13 protein-coding genes are annotated in these 15166 nt (G+C 46.1%); 6 read left to right on the forward strand and 7 right to left on the reverse strand.

Annotated features, from left to right (window positions below; all coding sequences use genetic code 11):
- Positions 1–430: 430 nt before the first annotated feature.
- The 4 genes from GWO68_RS03555 to GWO68_RS03570 all read right to left on the reverse strand — a co-directional run bounded on the left by GWO68_RS03555 (position 431) and on the right by GWO68_RS03570 (position 6867).
- On the reverse strand, positions 431–2521 hold the full coding sequence (locus tag GWO68_RS03555; RefSeq protein WP_162345030.1) for an insulinase family protein: 2091 nt from the start codon (positions 2519–2521) through the stop codon (positions 431–433).
- Between the two features lie 103 nt (positions 2522–2624).
- Positions 2625–3962, reverse strand: a complete 1338-nt coding sequence (locus GWO68_RS03560) for a M16 family metallopeptidase (protein ID WP_202923655.1) — start codon at positions 3960–3962, stop codon at positions 2625–2627.
- A gap of 280 nt (positions 3963–4242) precedes the next feature.
- The gene (locus GWO68_RS03565; protein WP_162345031.1) at positions 4243–5625 is read right to left on the reverse strand and encodes an SGNH/GDSL hydrolase family protein; all 1383 of its coding nucleotides are present in this window, start codon (positions 5623–5625) and stop codon (positions 4243–4245) included.
- 18 nt (positions 5626–5643) lie between these two features.
- Positions 5644–6867, reverse strand: a complete 1224-nt coding sequence (locus tag GWO68_RS03570) for an OmpP1/FadL family transporter (RefSeq protein WP_162345032.1) — start codon at positions 6865–6867, stop codon at positions 5644–5646.
- A 312-nt stretch (positions 6868–7179) separates the two neighbouring features.
- Between GWO68_RS03570 and GWO68_RS03575 the strand changes: the two genes are divergently transcribed.
- Positions 7180–8073 (forward strand): NAD(P)/FAD-dependent oxidoreductase, encoded by an 894-nt coding sequence (locus GWO68_RS03575; protein ID WP_202923656.1) that lies wholly within the window; start codon positions 7180–7182, stop codon positions 8071–8073.
- A 54-nt stretch (positions 8074–8127) separates the two neighbouring features.
- Here the strand turns inward: GWO68_RS03575 and GWO68_RS03580 are convergent, their stop codons facing one another.
- Complete coding sequence (locus GWO68_RS03580; protein WP_162345033.1) at positions 8128–8979, reverse strand: cyanophycinase; 852 nt, start codon at positions 8977–8979, stop codon at positions 8128–8130.
- Positions 8980–9892: 913 nt separating this feature from the next.
- Here GWO68_RS03580 and GWO68_RS03585 point away from each other — a divergent pair.
- The 3 genes from GWO68_RS03585 to GWO68_RS03595 all read left to right on the forward strand — a co-directional run bounded on the left by GWO68_RS03585 (position 9893) and on the right by GWO68_RS03595 (position 10493).
- Positions 9893–10057, forward strand: coding sequence for a hypothetical protein (locus tag GWO68_RS03585; RefSeq protein WP_162345034.1), 165 nt, complete (start codon positions 9893–9895; stop codon positions 10055–10057).
- Positions 10058–10098: 41 nt separating this feature from the next.
- Positions 10099–10260 (forward strand): hypothetical protein, encoded by a 162-nt coding sequence (locus GWO68_RS03590; protein WP_162345035.1) that lies wholly within the window; start codon positions 10099–10101, stop codon positions 10258–10260.
- A gap of 65 nt (positions 10261–10325) precedes the next feature.
- Positions 10326–10493 carry a hypothetical protein gene (locus GWO68_RS03595; RefSeq protein ID WP_162345036.1) on the forward strand — a complete coding sequence of 56 codons (168 nt, stop codon included), beginning with the start codon at positions 10326–10328 and terminating at the stop codon, positions 10491–10493.
- A gap of 476 nt (positions 10494–10969) precedes the next feature.
- Here GWO68_RS03595 and GWO68_RS03600 read toward each other — a convergent pair whose 3' ends face one another.
- Together GWO68_RS03600 and arfB are read right to left on the reverse strand one after the other, a co-directional pair.
- A complete protein-coding gene (locus GWO68_RS03600; RefSeq protein WP_162345037.1) occupies positions 10970–11545 on the reverse strand; it encodes a hypothetical protein in 576 nt (191 codons plus the stop codon).
- Between the two features lie 293 nt (positions 11546–11838).
- Positions 11839–12252: an alternative ribosome rescue aminoacyl-tRNA hydrolase ArfB gene (gene arfB, locus GWO68_RS03605; protein WP_162345038.1), complete on the reverse strand. Its 414-nt coding sequence runs from the start codon at positions 12250–12252 to the stop codon at positions 11839–11841.
- A gap of 251 nt (positions 12253–12503) precedes the next feature.
- Here arfB and GWO68_RS03610 point away from each other — a divergent pair, with 251 nt between their 5' ends.
- Positions 12504–13466, forward strand: a complete 963-nt coding sequence (locus tag GWO68_RS03610; RefSeq protein WP_162345039.1) for a TIGR03885 family FMN-dependent LLM class oxidoreductase — start codon at positions 12504–12506, stop codon at positions 13464–13466.
- 85 nt (positions 13467–13551) lie between these two features.
- Complete coding sequence (locus GWO68_RS03615; protein ID WP_162345040.1) at positions 13552–14631, forward strand: site-2 protease family protein; 1080 nt, start codon at positions 13552–13554, stop codon at positions 14629–14631.
- Positions 14632–15166: the final 535 nt, after the last annotated feature.

Below are 15166 nucleotides of genomic sequence, written 5' to 3' on the forward strand. Positions count from 1 at the left end.
ATGGATTTGCAGGATTAAACTATAGTTTACATACTACCCTATTCCGCTGGCTTCCGCTGGCGCGAGCGTCCTCGCTCGTGACTAACTATGGTGTTGAGTCTCCTGACTCAACTGGCCCGCGAGGGACAGGCGTGACAGACGCTTAAGTTATAGTTTCATAGGTCGTGTAATCCAACCACCCCTGTCCCTCAGAGTTCCGCTAGCTATCTTCGAAATCGCTTCTCGGTAGTCTAAGGAGGGGAATTTTTACTGCTACAGCTATAGTTTCTTGTCCCTGCAAATTGGGATTGTAGCGACGTAATACCATTACGTCGTTTTTCGGGTTATCCTGCAAATCAATCAAATCCCCATTAATCTGCGGTTCAGACAAACAAAAAAGCGGCTGCTCTGGATAGAACAGCCGCTTTTGCTATAGTTAAGAAATTAACTTTTAGATCTTAAATGTGTCGTCGCTGATGCCTTTGTTAACTTCAACGCTTTGAACTTCAGCTTTAATCACCTGTGGACCAACAGAAGTTTCTACAGTGTGCGGTACTTTAATGCCACTTACCTCTTTATAGTTGCTGTAGTTTTTGGTTTGTGTTAATACACCTTGTGGCGACTGCATGCTTTTCACATCTTTCAGCAACAAACCGGTATTTTTATCAAAGTAATGTAGTGTTTTCTGGCCGTTTGCTTGTGTAGCTTCTACTACGTAAGCTTCGTTACCGTCTACATCTTCAATACCAGTTACTTTAGTTTTTACGCCAAGCTTGTCGTAGCGCGATTGGGCAAACATATCAGACTCAAGCTTTTGGGCAGCCAGCTCTTCAGCAGACATTTCTTTGTTAACGCCTTGCATTGGGGCTTCCATTTTACCTTTGCTACCGTTAATTACCACACGCTGCAGCGGGTTGTTGTTCATGCTTACAAGCGCTACAAACTTATCAGTGCCTTTTTGCTGCTGCTTAATTACAAGTGGCATGCCTTGTATAGTTGCATTGCTGGTAATGGTAATGTCTTTTACCTTGTCGATATTCGCTTTGCCGCCAATTGCTTTAATATAGTTAGCAAGCACTTTCTCGGCAGTAACATCAGCTGGTACAGTGGCTGAAGCAGCTGAGCGTTCTACTTTCTCGCCAACAGCGTTGTAGTAAGCTATTTTGCCATCTTCCAGGTCGAATTTCTTTAGTTTACCAGCTATGTCAGAAGCATTACCAACAGCTACCAGGTATAGGTTATCTGGTGTAATGTATTTCTGGGCCATGCGCTGGATATCCTCCACCGTAACCGCTTCTACCTGCTTCAGGTAATTAGCATAATAGTCTTTTGGCAGGTTGTAGCGGGCTGTGTTAATGGCATAAATAGCTACTGTTGCAGGGCTTTCCAGGCCACGGGCAAAGTTACCGGTCATATAAGCTTTGGCGTAAGCTAGTTCTTTATCAGTAACACGCTCGTTACGGATCTTGGTCAGTTCTTTCATAAACTCGGTTGCAGCGCTGTCGGTAACGGCGTTACGCACATTAGCCGATGCATTGAAACGACCTAAGATCTCATCTGAAGAAAGAGAAGAATAAGCTCCATAAGTATAGCCTTTGTCTTCGCGCAGGTTCAGGAACAAACGGGCAGAGCTGCCACCACCAAGTATAGCATTCATCAGTTGTGCCGCTACGGCATCAGGAGCACCTGGCTTCAGATCGGCTGGGTTAACGAAAGAAAGCACGCTTTGTACCGCACTTGGTCTGTCAACTATAACTACTTGGGTTTTAGCCGGGGCTGCCGGTAAGGCAAATGTTTTGGTTGGTACTTCGCCTTTCTTCCAGTTTTTCAGCGATTTGTTCAGTAGCTTTTTCGCTTCTTTCGGTGTAATGTCGCCAACTACAGCCAGGTAACCAATGTTTGGTTTAAAGTAAGTAGTGTAGTAGTTCTGAACATCTGCAAGAGTAATGTTATCAACAGTTTTCTCTGTCATAACCTCGCCGTATGGGTGGTTTTTGCCATACAACAACGAGTTGCGGATCTTTCCGGCAATGGCATCTGGGTTATCCTTCTCAGATGCCAGGTTTGCCTTCATCTGCTTCTTCACTTTATCCAGCTCTTCCTGTGTAAATTTCGGGTTTAGCAGGGCATCAGTTGTTAGCGTAAGCAGCGTTGGCAGGTGCTTCTTCATAGCCGACGCATTAAAGCCGGTAGAGTTAAACGACAGGTTGGCGCCAATAAAATCAACCTGCTCATCAAACTGATCTTTGGTGCGGGTAGTGGTACCGGTGCGCAACATCTGGCCTGCGGCCTGCACATAACCAGCTTTGTCGCCTTCTAATATAGGGTCGCGGTCCAGCACCAGCGACATAGATACCACCGGCTGCTTGTGGTTTTCTACTACATAAACTTTCAGGCCGTTCTTTAAGGTAATCTGCTCGTACTTGCCTAACTCAATTTTAGGAGCAGGACCTGCAGCAGGCGGAGACTGTTTTGTTTGTGCCGGAGCAACAGATACCAGCGCCAGAGCAAGCGCCAGTGTGGTATATAATTTCTTTATCATGAGTGATATATCTCTTTTTATACTTGACGTGAGGCTATGAAGCGAAGGAGTTGCTGTAGTATAAATCTGGCGTCCTGTAGCATCATTTCCGTTGTCTAAAAACTTACTGTTTTGGCTGAGCTGACTTTGGCAGGTAGTGTAGCACTACACGGTTGTTTTTGGTCAGGTACTCGTTTGCCACGCGCTGAATATCTTCTTTGGTAACTTTCATGTAACGCTCTAGCTCCGTGTTAATCAGGTTTGCGTCTTTATAGTATACATGGTAGTTAGCAAGGTTTTCGGCGCGGCCGGCAACTGTGCTGTTGCGCTGTACAAACTGGCTCTCGACCTGGTTGCGTAGCTTCTGGAACTCTTTATCGTTTAGCGGCTCTGTTTTTACGCGCTCAATCTCTACGTTCATGGCATCTTCAAGGGCCTGAGCATCTACGCCAACATTGGCAATTGCATACGTCAGGAATAATCCCGGGTCTTCGGTAGGGAACGGAACAGACAGGGCAGCTACCGCTTTCTGCTGCTTATCAACCAGAGCTTTTGGTAAACGTGCACTCTCGCCGCCAGATAAAAGTGTGGTCAGCATTGATAAAGCATAATGGTCTGGAGTGCCTTGTGCCGGAATGTGGTATGCCTGTATAACTGCCGGAAGCTGAATGTTGTCGTACACAATTTTACGACGTTCTTCGGTTTGCTTCGGCTCTTTTATAGTTGGGCGAGGTATTGCTTTTGTGCCTTTCGGGATGCTGCCGAAATACTGCTCTATCATTTTCCTGGTATCGTCGATGTTTATGTCGCCGGCGATAGAAAGGGTTGCATTGTTTGGCACATAGAAGGTCTTATAGAAATCGCGGAACTCCTCGATCTTCGCGTTATTAAGGTCGGCAAATGTACCGATCGGGGTAATTTTGTAAGGGTGCTCGGTGTAAGCTAAACCAAACGTGTTTTCTAACAGGGTACCGTAAGGCTGGTTATCTACGCGCATGCGTTTTTCTTCCTGCACTACCTTACGCTGTGTTTCAACACCAACTTCATCTACTTTAGCGCCTTTCATACGCTCAGCTTCCATCCATAAGCCCAACGCCACCTGGTTAGATGGTAACAACTCGTAGTAGTACGTTCTGTCGAAAGAGGTATTAGCATTCAGCGAGCCGCCTGCTGCCTGCACCATGCCCATGTACTGGCCACGGTCAATGTTTTCGGTACCTTCAAACATCAGGTGCTCAAAAAAGTGGGCAAAACCGGTACGGCCTTTCACTTCGTTTTTAGAACCTACATGGTACAGCACCGATACCGCTACGTTTGGTGTAGAGCTATCCTTGTGCAGGATCACGTGCAGTCCGTTCGGGAGGGTGTATTCCGTGAACTCAATCTTGTTGCCCGGAGTTTGTGCCAGTGCAGCCGCACCGGAAACGCACCACAAAAGGCAGGCGATAATTTTACGTTTCATATAGTGTTAAGTGTAAAATGATACTGTCTGGAAGTATAGTTTCAGCCTTGTAACAGGCGCAACTTCTCCGTTTAAAATTAGCTTAAATACCGCCAACATCCCAGCTAATATCTGGCACCTCTAACACGATTCGGCCAAACCATAGCACTCACAGACGAACCTGCCCTATTTCTCGACGAACTATAACTATAGTTTTATCTGATGTAGCTTAAGCTATAGTTTACAAAAAAAAGCGCCCCGGTTAAGGAGGCGCTTTTCTGTATTTTATAAGTGGTTAAACTTATGGGAAAACAACTGTAGTGTATTGTGTTTCGTCAACTTTAGGTATTCTTGCCTTGTAAGTTTTGTTGATCGCATCAATAAACTCGTTAGCAGCTAATGCAGCACCACGTTGTGTAAAGTGGATACCATCTAAGCTAAAAATGTTGCCTGTAACGAATGTTGAACTATAGGTAATGCCGTTTAATGAGAAGCCTGTTGCTACTCTGTTTAGGTAGCTATTAAAGTCAGCATAGGCTAATCCTTTTGCAGTTGCAGCTGCTTGAATAGCGGCGTTGTAACTGTTTGTATGCTCGTTTATGATAGCCAGTTCAGCTTCTGACAGTACATATTTGTCATCAAGCGGAACCGCAGAGCCGCCTTGCTGGCACTTCAGCAGGTCAGATGCTGGCAACAGGATAAGCTCTGTAGATTTGATCTTACGTGGCATACCATCCTCTAATACAACAAAAGCGTTGGCGCCAGCCTGGAACGTGATGTGCGTCAGACCTTTTGAAGCATAAGCTGCTGTAAGCTGTGTAGCCTGCTCTGCAGTAAGGTTAAGGCCGTTGTAAGGTATAGTTGTAAAGTAAGGTATCTTAGATACGTTCGGGATGTTACCTATAGCTCCTTTGGCACCTTTTGATGTAAGCTGTGTAACCAGCATGTTGATGTAACCAGCAAATTGCTGCTGCCCTGTTGGGTAATCTTTTTCGCCTACGGCCGGAGTACCACCTGCCAGTGCATAACCAAGCACGTCGTTGTTACCGATCCAAAGGGTGAAGAACGTTGGGTTCTGCGCCATTGCATCAGCCAGTACACTTGTAGTTGCTGAAGAAGCAAATCTTACAAAGAACGGGTTAGCAGTACCATCTGCCAGGCCGGCCGGGTTACCATAGCCAGGGGCCAGCAGGTGGAAAGACTTAGCACCCGGTACACCCATGTTGTTGTATGGACCCTGTACGGTTGGGGCCGAAGCCAAAAATGCATTTGGATAAGGAGCTCTTTCACCAGCTTCAACCGGCGAAAGTCCTGCTACGCCGTTGCAATCCTGCACGATCTTCAGAACGCGCTTTTGAGGCACCTGCGCGCCAGTTGAAGTAATTACCGGGCTACCTACGCTAACACCTGCCGGCATCAACGGTTGCTTAAAAGTCTGGCTACCGCCTACAGTTGCAAATTGCTGTGCAAGTATAGATGGGTAAGAGCTCTGCTGGCCTTCCAGGTACAAAGCACCATCTGTAAAACCAGCTGTAAGCGAGTTACCAAGGGCTACATATGTTGTAAAATCAGCCTCACCCGCAGTTGGATTCGGAGTATCAATCTCCGGGTCGCAGCTGGTAAGCGTTAGTACACCGGCAAAAAGCGCCAGCATACCAGATCTATAGATAAAATTCTTCTTCATATCGTAAGAGAAATAAAATTAGAAGTTATAGTTAAGGGCAACACCTGGGATATAAGCAATTGACTTATAAGTACCTGCTATACCACCAGACAGGTTAGACGCATCTGTTCTCTCCTTTTTGTTGATATAAAGGAAAGAAGCATCTACACTGATTTTTTCAGAGAAAGTGTATCCGATACCGGCAGACAGACCACGAGAGTCAGAGTCCGGAGTTTCAGGAGTCAGGTAACCATCCTGTACAGGAGTTTCGTCGTAGTAAGCACCGGCACGCAGGGCCAGGGCGTCTGTAACTTTATACTCACCACCAATACGGTAAATGTATACATCTTCGTAGTTGCGGCTATTTTCTGTAAAGTTACTGCCGTTCACGTTCTGGCTATAGTCGAAGCGAAGTTTCTCATATGCGCTCCAGCCTACACGGCTAATATCTACAGCAAGCGTAAGTTTTTCGGTTGGGTTAAAGCCGATACCTAGTGTTAAAGTAGATGGTAAAGGCAATGCTGCTTTAAAGGTAGTACCAGCCGGGAAGCGGGCGGCCACAGAAGCAGGTACATCAAACTCAGCAGTTCCTTCTTCTACTTCCATATCTACCTTAGAGCGGTAGCTTAAACCCAGGGATAGCTTATCGGTTGGGTTAAAGAAGATACCTACGTTGTAGCCCATGCCGTTTGCATCGCCATCAAGTTCGGCTCTGCCTTCCCCTTCGTTGTTTTCCAGCGGAATAGAGCGCTGCAGGTTTACACCACCTGTAGAGTATACGAAACCGGCACCTACGCCTAACTTCTCAGTTATCTGGTAGCTAAGTGTTGGCTGTATAAATATTGCTTTCAGAGATAGCTCGTTCAGCCCGAAACGGCCATTCCACTCGTTGCCCCAGTTTACAGTGCTGCCAAACGGTGTATAAACACCTAAACCAGCTTTTAATTTATCAGTGATGCCGTACACACCATACACCTGGAAAGGCGTACCGGTAGGGTTGTCAGCCATTACAGTGTTGTTGCTTTCCGGAGCCTGGTAAGCTATTTTAGAGATAATTGCACTGGCACCTATAGTTATACCGTTGCGCGCCTGCGCCATAGCACCCGGGTTAAAGAAGATGCTGGAAGTTCCGGTATTTAAACCAGTACCTGTATGGCCCATACCAATTTGTCGCTGGCTTGCCAGGTTCACTTGGTATCCGCCGGCCATTGCCGTGCCCGTAAGCAGAGTGCTGCCCAGCAAGGCTAAGATTTTGCTTTTCATAAAATGCGACTTTTATTTTAAATGTAGAGTGTTAGTACGTCTAAACAAATATAGAAATAATATATATGCACGCTAATGGCTGTTGCATCTTTTTTCAAATATTTTTTAATATCGGTCGAAAAATTGGTTTAAGCCTGTAAATGGCACTGATAAGGCTATTTTGTGGGTTATAAGCTTACAACACCAACTATAGCAACCTATAGTGTAAAGGCCAGGAATGTGCTGTCGCGCGTAAATTTTATGTTTTTGCAACCACCTGTTGGGGCATCCATACGTTTACATAGTCTTTAAATCTGGATTAGAAACGACTTTATGTATGATGTTATAATTATTGGCGGAGGCCCTGCCGGGCTGAATGCCGCCATGTTGCTGGGGCGCTCGCGCCGGAAGGTGATAGTGTTTGATAACGGGAAACACCGTAACCGGTGGGCAGTGCACATGAACGGCTTTTTGGGGTGTGATGGCATGGACCCGCGTGAGTTTATAAGAATAGGCCGGGAAGAAGTGGAAAAGTATGGCGTGGAGATTCAGTATAAAGTAATTGTATCGGCGACGCACACCAAAGGCCACTTTGTAGTTAACGACGACGAAGGCACCATGTACAAAGCCAAAAAGCTGCTGCTGGCTACAGGCCTTAAAGACAAACTGCCCGAAATAGATGGGATTGAAGCATTTTATGGCAAATCGGTGTACCACTGCCAGTACTGCGATGGTTGGGAAAGCCGTGGCAAAGCACTTGCCGTTTATGGCAGGAACCGCGACGGCATAGGCCAGGCCCTGGCCATGAAAACTTGGAGCTCCAATGTTACCTTATTTACAGATGGCACCAACAAAATCAGCCGCCTTGACATGGAATTGTTACAGCGCAACGATGTGAAAATTTGCACCGATAAAATTACTGGCCTGGAAGGTACAGAAGGTATATTGGAGCACATTATACTGGCTAATGGCGAGAAGCGGGCACATCAGGCTATGTTTTTTTCTACAGGCAGCTCGCAGCAATGCGACCTGGGCGAGCAGCTGGGCTGTGAGTTTACCAACAAAGGAGTGATAAAAACACGCAGGCAGCAAAAGTCTAATATACCTGGCTTGTATGTGGCCGGCGATGCAGCCCGCGATATGCAATTGGTAATAGTGGCCGCTGCCGAAGGCGCCAAGGCTGGTGTAGCTATAAATATGGAATTGCAACGCGAAGAGCGAAAATAAAAAAACTATAGCAGGCTTCTGTTACTTATACAAAAGTATAGTTGCCTGCTATCGTTATTTATGCACCTCAACAGCGTTACCGTTAACAAATGACGCCTGGTGCTCTACCGGCTGAAACAGGTGCTCACGCAGACAATAGCGATAACCTTCTATCAGTAGGTGCATAACCAGGTTCTCAACAGCTATAGGTTCGTTTTCTTCGGCTTTGCGTACCCTCGAAAATTTAATGTTGCTGGCGTCAATTATAGTTACCACACCCGGCCCGAAAACTTCTACCTGATCGCCGGCCTTTATTATAATGCCCATTTCTTCGCTCAGGCCAATACCGATGTGGGTTGGGTCGTGGGCTACGGCGTGGGCCAGGCGGCCAAAACGCCCACGTTCTGCAAAGTGTGTATCTATGTAAACGTTGCTTATAAACCCGAAACCATGCGTGGTTTTCATTTCTCCTTTTATCAGCGAATAATGCCCGTACCCGTCGTATATCATCCTGTCAGACATTACGGCTGCACCGGCGCTGGTACCCGATATAATAATGTCGTCTTCGCGGTAGCGGCGTTGCATTATCTCCAGTAGTTTGGTGCCGTTCAGAAATTTGGCAAGCCGCAACTGGTCTCCGCCCGTAAAAAAAATCACATCAGCCACTTTTATCCGCGAGATGTTCTCAGGCAGGTCCGCTTCGTGCTCTTCATCTATCTGCATAAAATGTACGCTGCTGCAGCCCAGTTCCTCAAAAGCCTCTTTATAAGCCTTGGCAGAATCAACAGCATCCGATGACTTGGGTGTGGCCGTTGCGATCACTTCTATATTAGAGTGCCTGTCGCAGATCTCTGATCGTATCAGCTTAATGAGTCCGTCGTCGTCTCCGCCGCCAAGTGCAATCAATTTACCTTTTACCTGTTCCATATGTGCTTTCGCTAACTGTTGTGTAAGTTATACTTGTTTTTACCTGCCTTTGTTGATGTAGCTGGCCTATAGTTTAGAAGCTATAGTTGCCTTTCATTTCAATCTGCTTTTCATAGTGTATTATAGTAATTGGGGCAGTGCCGTTTTGTGCATTGATATAGCGGTTTGGAGGATTTGCAAGGAGTGGAGGATTTGGGATTAGACGCTCCGAGGTCATTTTGTTAACCGTTTGTGGCATAGATGCTTGCAGGAGCTGCGAACGCTGCAAGGTCTGAAAAAAGTTTTTTACTTAGTTAAAAAGGTATTGAAAGGATTACTACTCTATTTATAGAACTATAATGTCAACTATAGCTAAGGCAGAAAAGGCCTCCTTTGAAGGGGGTAAGGGGATGACAAACAGCAACTATAGAACTATAGCCAGCGCCTTTATCATGCCTGTACCTAGTGGGCCAATTGTACAACGCTATAGTTTGACACGAGCACGGACACCTGCGCCAGTATCCTTAAGTATCCTGTTAAAGCAAACTATAGCTTTACTCACATCGCCTTACAGCATTTAGAAAACCTGTAAGCGTGTCGTGCCGGTAACTTCTCACCCTTCATTGCTCATAAACCTCTGAAAAGAATTTGCAGCATAGACAAAAGTTAGCTGTACGGAGGGTAAAAATCTGTTCGCTTCTGAACAAAAAAGTGTACGGCACCGGACACTTTTTAAAAGCTATATAGCTAGTGTTTTAATGTAATATACTGTAAATCATTGTGTTACATGGTTTGGCACGCAAAGTGTAATATCCCAATCAGAAATAAAAAAAATTATAAAGGCCCAAGCAACCTTTTAAATAAGAGCACCATCTATTAGTTACAAAGCATCAGAAATTAAAAACAATTTATAACCACCTAACTACCTAATATTATGAAAATTCTAGCATTGCTTCTCGCTTTATTACTGGGTATCGGTTTCGGAATGAAAGAAACTGCTAACGCACAAAAAGATATAAGCTTCCAACACGAGCTGAACCAGTATAAATCTTACCCTAACTTATTACCAGTTGTAGAAGTTGTCGGACATAAGAGCTAACCTGTTATAAAACCAATTATCAACCTATTAAACCTAAAACTATGAAAATTATCGTTTTGCTTTTAGCACTGTTTGTTGCTTTCGGTTTCGCTGTTAAACAAGCCGCCGAAAATGTAAAAGAAATCGCTATTCAGCAGGAAATTGAGCAATTGGATGCTTACCCTAACCTGCTGCCGGTTGTAGAGGTGGTAGCGCACAGCTAACACCAGATACACTGCCTGATCACCGTACCACAACATACCTGACTTTTGGCTACGCCACCTATACTATGAAAACGTTATTGCTACTACTGGCGCTGGTACTGGGCTTGTACCTGGCCCTGAACAAAGCCCGAAGTGCCCGATCTCTGATGACGCAACCTGCTGATAACCCTGCATTACTGGTTGGCCCTACCCAACTGGTTTACGGACCTACGGCGGTTACACGTAACGTGTAACGCACCACGGTTTCAAACACACCCTTCCCCAATTAAAAAAAACCTGACATATTAATTTGCCGCCACTGTTACAAAACATGACAATGGCGGCTTTTTTTTGACAAATAAATCCGGCTAGCGCTGTAGATGCAGCCTTTTAGAGCAACCGGGCTGCCAAAAAGCGATGTTACGTTGGTATAACCGATTGCCTTTTTTGGAAATTACAAAAAGCCTACTTTTGATGTGCAGTGCAATGTTAAGGTGTTAAAGTGTAAAATTGCGCTGCAAAACATGCCTGCGGGCTGTTACAGGGTAAGTGTAAGCTTAAACCCAATTACCAACTAACTTTGTTGCGGACGTAAAGAAGTAAGGCACGTGGTAGCCCCCTGCTATAGTTGGCCAACCAATACAACCTAACTGGTAGAAAACAAACCTGCCGCAACAAACGGACTTACACATACCTATAAAGACCCGGTCCCCGCCGGGTCTTTTGTTTTTTAGTTGTCTCCGCCCTTCAGAATATCGAAAATGGAAGGTTTGGTGTCTTCGTCTTTATTTTTTCGTTTCTTCTTTCTGCTGTCGTCGTCGTTGTTGCCAAATGGCCAGATAGGGTTCTTTTTCTTTTTTTCTTTTACCAGCACATACCTTACCGATACGCCGGAGGATAAACCCACCCAGTCTTCGTGGTTCAAGTGAAAGGCCGGTTTTATATCAGCAGACAATAAGAAAGGTAAGCCGTTTACTTTATACTCCAGGCCAAGTATGGCATCGGCACCGGTAAATACGCCGTGGTCTTTTAGGTTACCCACGTGCGCGCCGGCACCCAGATAATAGTTAAAGCGCTCGCCCAGTAACGGAAAGTGCCATTCATATAGTGCGGTTCCGCTGTATTCGCGTTCGCCAAGTGTGGCAATGCCCTCTATGGTTCCGCGCTCGTGCACTTTCTGCTGAATAGAGAAACCAATTTTATCGCTTTCAAATCGGGCACCGGCGGCGGTACGGTACTTCTGGGCGTGGGCATTTATAGTTATGGTAGCAATTACAAGTAAGGTCAGGAGTGCTTTTATTTTCATATCGGGGTTATGCGTATTTACTTAAATGGCTTTACAAAAACCTTTCCGGGATTAAGGCGCAAGGTGTGTTTTTGTGTAAGTAACTGGTACTGTTGCTGTAGGACTTTAAATTATTCTCAAATTTTTAAACTTGTATAACTATAGTTGATGTTCTGGTAAACGTGCGGGTTATCGGATTATGATACTAGCACAGGTTTAATTCTAATGTCCACGTTCACAAATTAAAAGCTACGGAGCAGCCATAAGGTTGCTCCGTTTTGCATTTGCTCCAACTATAGTTTGTGGGTTGCCCCTTAGCTCTCTCCCCTAAATCCTCTGTTCATTTTTTTCTGGGCCTGCTTTTTCTTGCTTTCCAGGCGCTGTTTAACCGATGCGTGCGTAGGTTTTGTGGCTTTTCGTTTTTTCTGGCGTGTCAGGGCCTGGCGCAGCAGTTCGTAAAAGCGGGCTATACTTTGTTCCTTGTTCTGCAGCTGGCCGCGCTCTGTCTGGCTTACTACCTGCAAATATCCTTCGCTGTTAATGCGGTTGGTGAGTTTTTCCAGTACCAGGGCTTTTTCCTCGTCGGTCAGCAGTGCAGAGTTCGCCACATGAAAACGCAGCTCGATCTTAGATGACACCTTATTTACGTTCTGACCGCCCGCACCCCCGCTCCTGGAGGCCTGAAAGGTCAGTTCCTGCTCTAATCCTCTTTCTTTTATATCTGTCATGCTTATTTTATGTGTTGCTATAGTTGCTATAGTCTGGCCCTAGGCACACCTATACGGGTAAAATTATTTTGTGAACCCATTTCGGATACAGCAAACTCACAGCTCAAATTTACCTTACGCGCTTGCCGGTATCAACTATAAAGATAGGCTGGGTTTTGGCTTTTTTCTTTTTTATAGCTCCACGCACTAAAGGTTTTTTAACCGTTCCTGTAAATGACTGCGTAGCTATAGTTTATACTAAAGCCAGAATTATGATGAAGATAGGGTACCATGCCTCGCACGAGCAGTTTAAACCGAGTGCTCTTTTAAAGTATGTAAAACTTGCACAATCGGCTGGTTTCAACGCTGCTATGTCCTCTGATCACTTCTTTCCGTGGAGTCCCGACCAGGGCGAAAGCGGGTTTGCGTGGTCGTGGTTGGGGGCAGCTATGCAGGCTACTTCCTTATCGTATGGGATTGTTAATGCACCGGGGCAACGCTACCACCCGGCCATTATAGCGCAGGCAGCAGCCACCCTGTCCGAAATGTTTCCGGAGCGTTTCTGGATTGCTGTAGGTAGTGGGCAATATATAAACGAGCACATTACCGGCGAGCATTGGCCTGTAAAACAGTTACGGAACGAGCGCTTGAAAGAGTGTGCAGCAATTATGCGTGCCCTGTGGCAAGGCGAAGCCGTAACGCACCACGGGCATGTGGTTGTAGAAGATGCCAAACTATACACACGTCCCCAAAATCCGCCACAACTTATAGGAGCAGCAGTTACCCCCGAAACAGCCGAATGGGTTGGCAGCTGGACCGATGGCCTGATTACGACGTCGCGCCCGCCGGAAGAGCTTAAAAAAATGGTAGAGGCTTTTAGAAAAGGTGGAGGCGAAGGAAAACCCATGTACCTGAAAGTGCAGCTTTCTTATGCCGCCACTGACCATGATGCCCTGAATGGCGCTTGCGAACAATGGCGCAGCAACATTTTTGCAAGCAGCGTACTTACCGAACTCCGAAGGGCCAAACAACTGCAACTGGCCGCCGAGCACATCCCTAAAGATGTAATGCGCCAACATGTTCGGATATCGCATGAGCCTGAACAGCATCTGGAGTGGCTCCAAAAAGACCTGGACCTCGGATTTACACAACTGATACTGCACAATGTAAACCTGCAGCAAGAGCGTTTTATAGATGTGTTTGGCGATAAAGTAGTGCCGCAGCTGTTAAAGTAGTAAGTGGCTGGTATAAAGCACACTAACTATAAACTATAGCCTGGTTTATCCGTTTCAGAAGAAAGTACCTATTGGTTGTTGCAATATGAAATGGGCGTTAAACTTAGGGCGCGTAGCGGGCATTAAAATACTGGTGCACTGGACTTTCCTGTTCCTGATCGGGTGGATTGTTTTTACCGAAATGGGCCGGGGCAGCGACCTCGCCACTACCTTGCTGTCGGTTGGGTTTGTGCTTACCATTTTCCTGTGTGTAGTGCTGCACGAGCTGGGCCATTCCTTAACGGCTCAAAAGTATGGCATCAACACTAAAAGCATAACACTGCTGCCCATTGGCGGTGTAGCCAGCCTGGAGCGTATGCCCGAAAGCCCGAAGCAGGAACTGCTGATAGCCATAGCCGGCCCTGCCGTAAACGTGGTCATAGCGTTTATCCTCTGGCTGGTGCTGCCACCGCTTACCCAAATCCCCGACGAAGCCTTTTTTGCTCGCGTAACACCAGCCAACTTTTTCTACTTGCTGTTTTTTGTTAACCTGATGCTGGTGGTTTTTAATGCTATCCCGGCATTCCCGATGGATGGCGGACGTGTGCTGCGTGCCTTGCTGGCTTTTAAACTGGGGCGCGTACGTGCCACGCAAATTGCTGCCAATTTAGGCCAAATACTAGCTATCCTTTTTATTTTCATGGGGTTTTTCTCTAATCCTTTTCTGATACTGATAGGTGTTTTTGTTTTTTTTGGCGCTTACACCGAGAACATGATGGTGCAGCACCTCGACTTTTTGCGAGGCCACCTGGTGCGCGAAGGTATGATGACCAACTATGTAACCCTGACCCCTGAAAACACTGTGCGCGATGCCCTCGAAAAACTGCTGATGGGCTCGGAGCACGAATTTATAGTAGAGCTGGATGGTAATGTAGTGGGTACGCTTACCCGGAGCCAACTGATACAGGCCGTAAAAGAAGACAAGACAAACACACCGGTTGCCGAGATCATGTCGCGCGACTTTGAAACATTTGATGTAAAGGATAAGCTGTCGCAGGCGTACACTGCCCTTCAGAAAACCCGCTCCCCGTTATACCCGGTGCTGGAAAATGGCCGGCTGGCTGGCGTTATCAATACTGATAATATCAATGAGTTTATCATGATCAAATCAGCGCTTGTGCATTAAAGTATAGTTGCTTTTAAAGTTGCAGCTATAAGCTATAGTTGATTATTTGTCATTTCGAACAGAGTGAGAAATCTATCACAGCTTATAGTTGAAGACTTCTGCAATATGAAACAAGTCTTCCTTTCAAACTTCCTGTACTCCTGGGAGCTTTACTGACTTATCGTTTCATCTTTAGCTTTGGCTCCCTCACGGCCGGGAGGCCTCGTCTTTTGGCATCGCGCTGCTGCCTTCTTGCTATCCTCCTGCGTCGGATTGCCTATCGGCACCGCAACAAGTCAAAGGCGCTCAACCCAAAGACTGATATCTTTCTACTATTCACCACTAACTATAGTTTGAACTTGCTCGCTCCGAAATTGATCGTGGTTATAGTTCCGTAGGGACAGGTCGCGACCTGTCTGCTTCAAAGGCCGTCACTATAAAACCATAAATCAGCTATAGCAAAGCCAGAAAGTCCCCCTTTGAAGGGCAGGGCCGTTAAGTTCTGCCGAGAACTATCCCCTTGAGGGGATTATAGGGGTGTTATTCAGGACCAAAA

Origin of the sequence: Pontibacter fetidus (assembly GCF_010119545.1) — a bacterium.
Taxonomy (GTDB): Bacteria; Bacteroidota; Bacteroidia; order Cytophagales; family Hymenobacteraceae; genus Pontibacter; species Pontibacter fetidus.

Bases quoted from the DNA above. Each gene is read 5' to 3' on its own strand.
- GWO68_RS03555 (WP_162345030.1), bottom strand. From the start codon at position 2,521: ATGATAAAGAAATTATATACCACACTGGCGCTTGCTCTGGCGCTGGTA.
- GWO68_RS03565 (WP_162345031.1), bottom strand. From the start codon at position 5,625: ATGAAGAAGAATTTTATCTATAGATCTGGTATGCTGGCGCTTTTTGCC.
- arfB (WP_162345038.1), bottom strand. From the start codon at position 12,252: ATGACAGATATAAAAGAAAGAGGATTAGAGCAGGAACTGACCTTTCAG.
- GWO68_RS03580 (WP_162345033.1), bottom strand. From the start codon at position 8,979: ATGGAACAGGTAAAAGGTAAATTGATTGCACTTGGCGGCGGAGACGAC.
- GWO68_RS03595 (WP_162345036.1), top strand. From the start codon at position 10,326: ATGAAAACGTTATTGCTACTACTGGCGCTGGTACTGGGCTTGTACCTG.
- GWO68_RS03610 (WP_162345039.1), top strand. From the start codon at position 12,504: ATGATGAAGATAGGGTACCATGCCTCGCACGAGCAGTTTAAACCGAGT.
- GWO68_RS03560 (WP_202923655.1), bottom strand. From the start codon at position 3,962: ATGAAACGTAAAATTATCGCCTGCCTTTTGTGGTGCGTTTCCGGTGCG.
- GWO68_RS03585 (WP_162345034.1), top strand. From the start codon at position 9,893: ATGAAAATTCTAGCATTGCTTCTCGCTTTATTACTGGGTATCGGTTTC.
- GWO68_RS03575 (WP_202923656.1), top strand. From the start codon at position 7,180: ATGTATGATGTTATAATTATTGGCGGAGGCCCTGCCGGGCTGAATGCC.
- GWO68_RS03570 (WP_162345032.1), bottom strand. From the start codon at position 6,867: ATGAAAAGCAAAATCTTAGCCTTGCTGGGCAGCACTCTGCTTACGGGC.
- GWO68_RS03590 (WP_162345035.1), top strand. From the start codon at position 10,099: ATGAAAATTATCGTTTTGCTTTTAGCACTGTTTGTTGCTTTCGGTTTC.
- GWO68_RS03600 (WP_162345037.1), bottom strand. From the start codon at position 11,545: ATGAAAATAAAAGCACTCCTGACCTTACTTGTAATTGCTACCATAACT.
- GWO68_RS03615 (WP_162345040.1), top strand. From the start codon at position 13,552: ATGAAATGGGCGTTAAACTTAGGGCGCGTAGCGGGCATTAAAATACTG.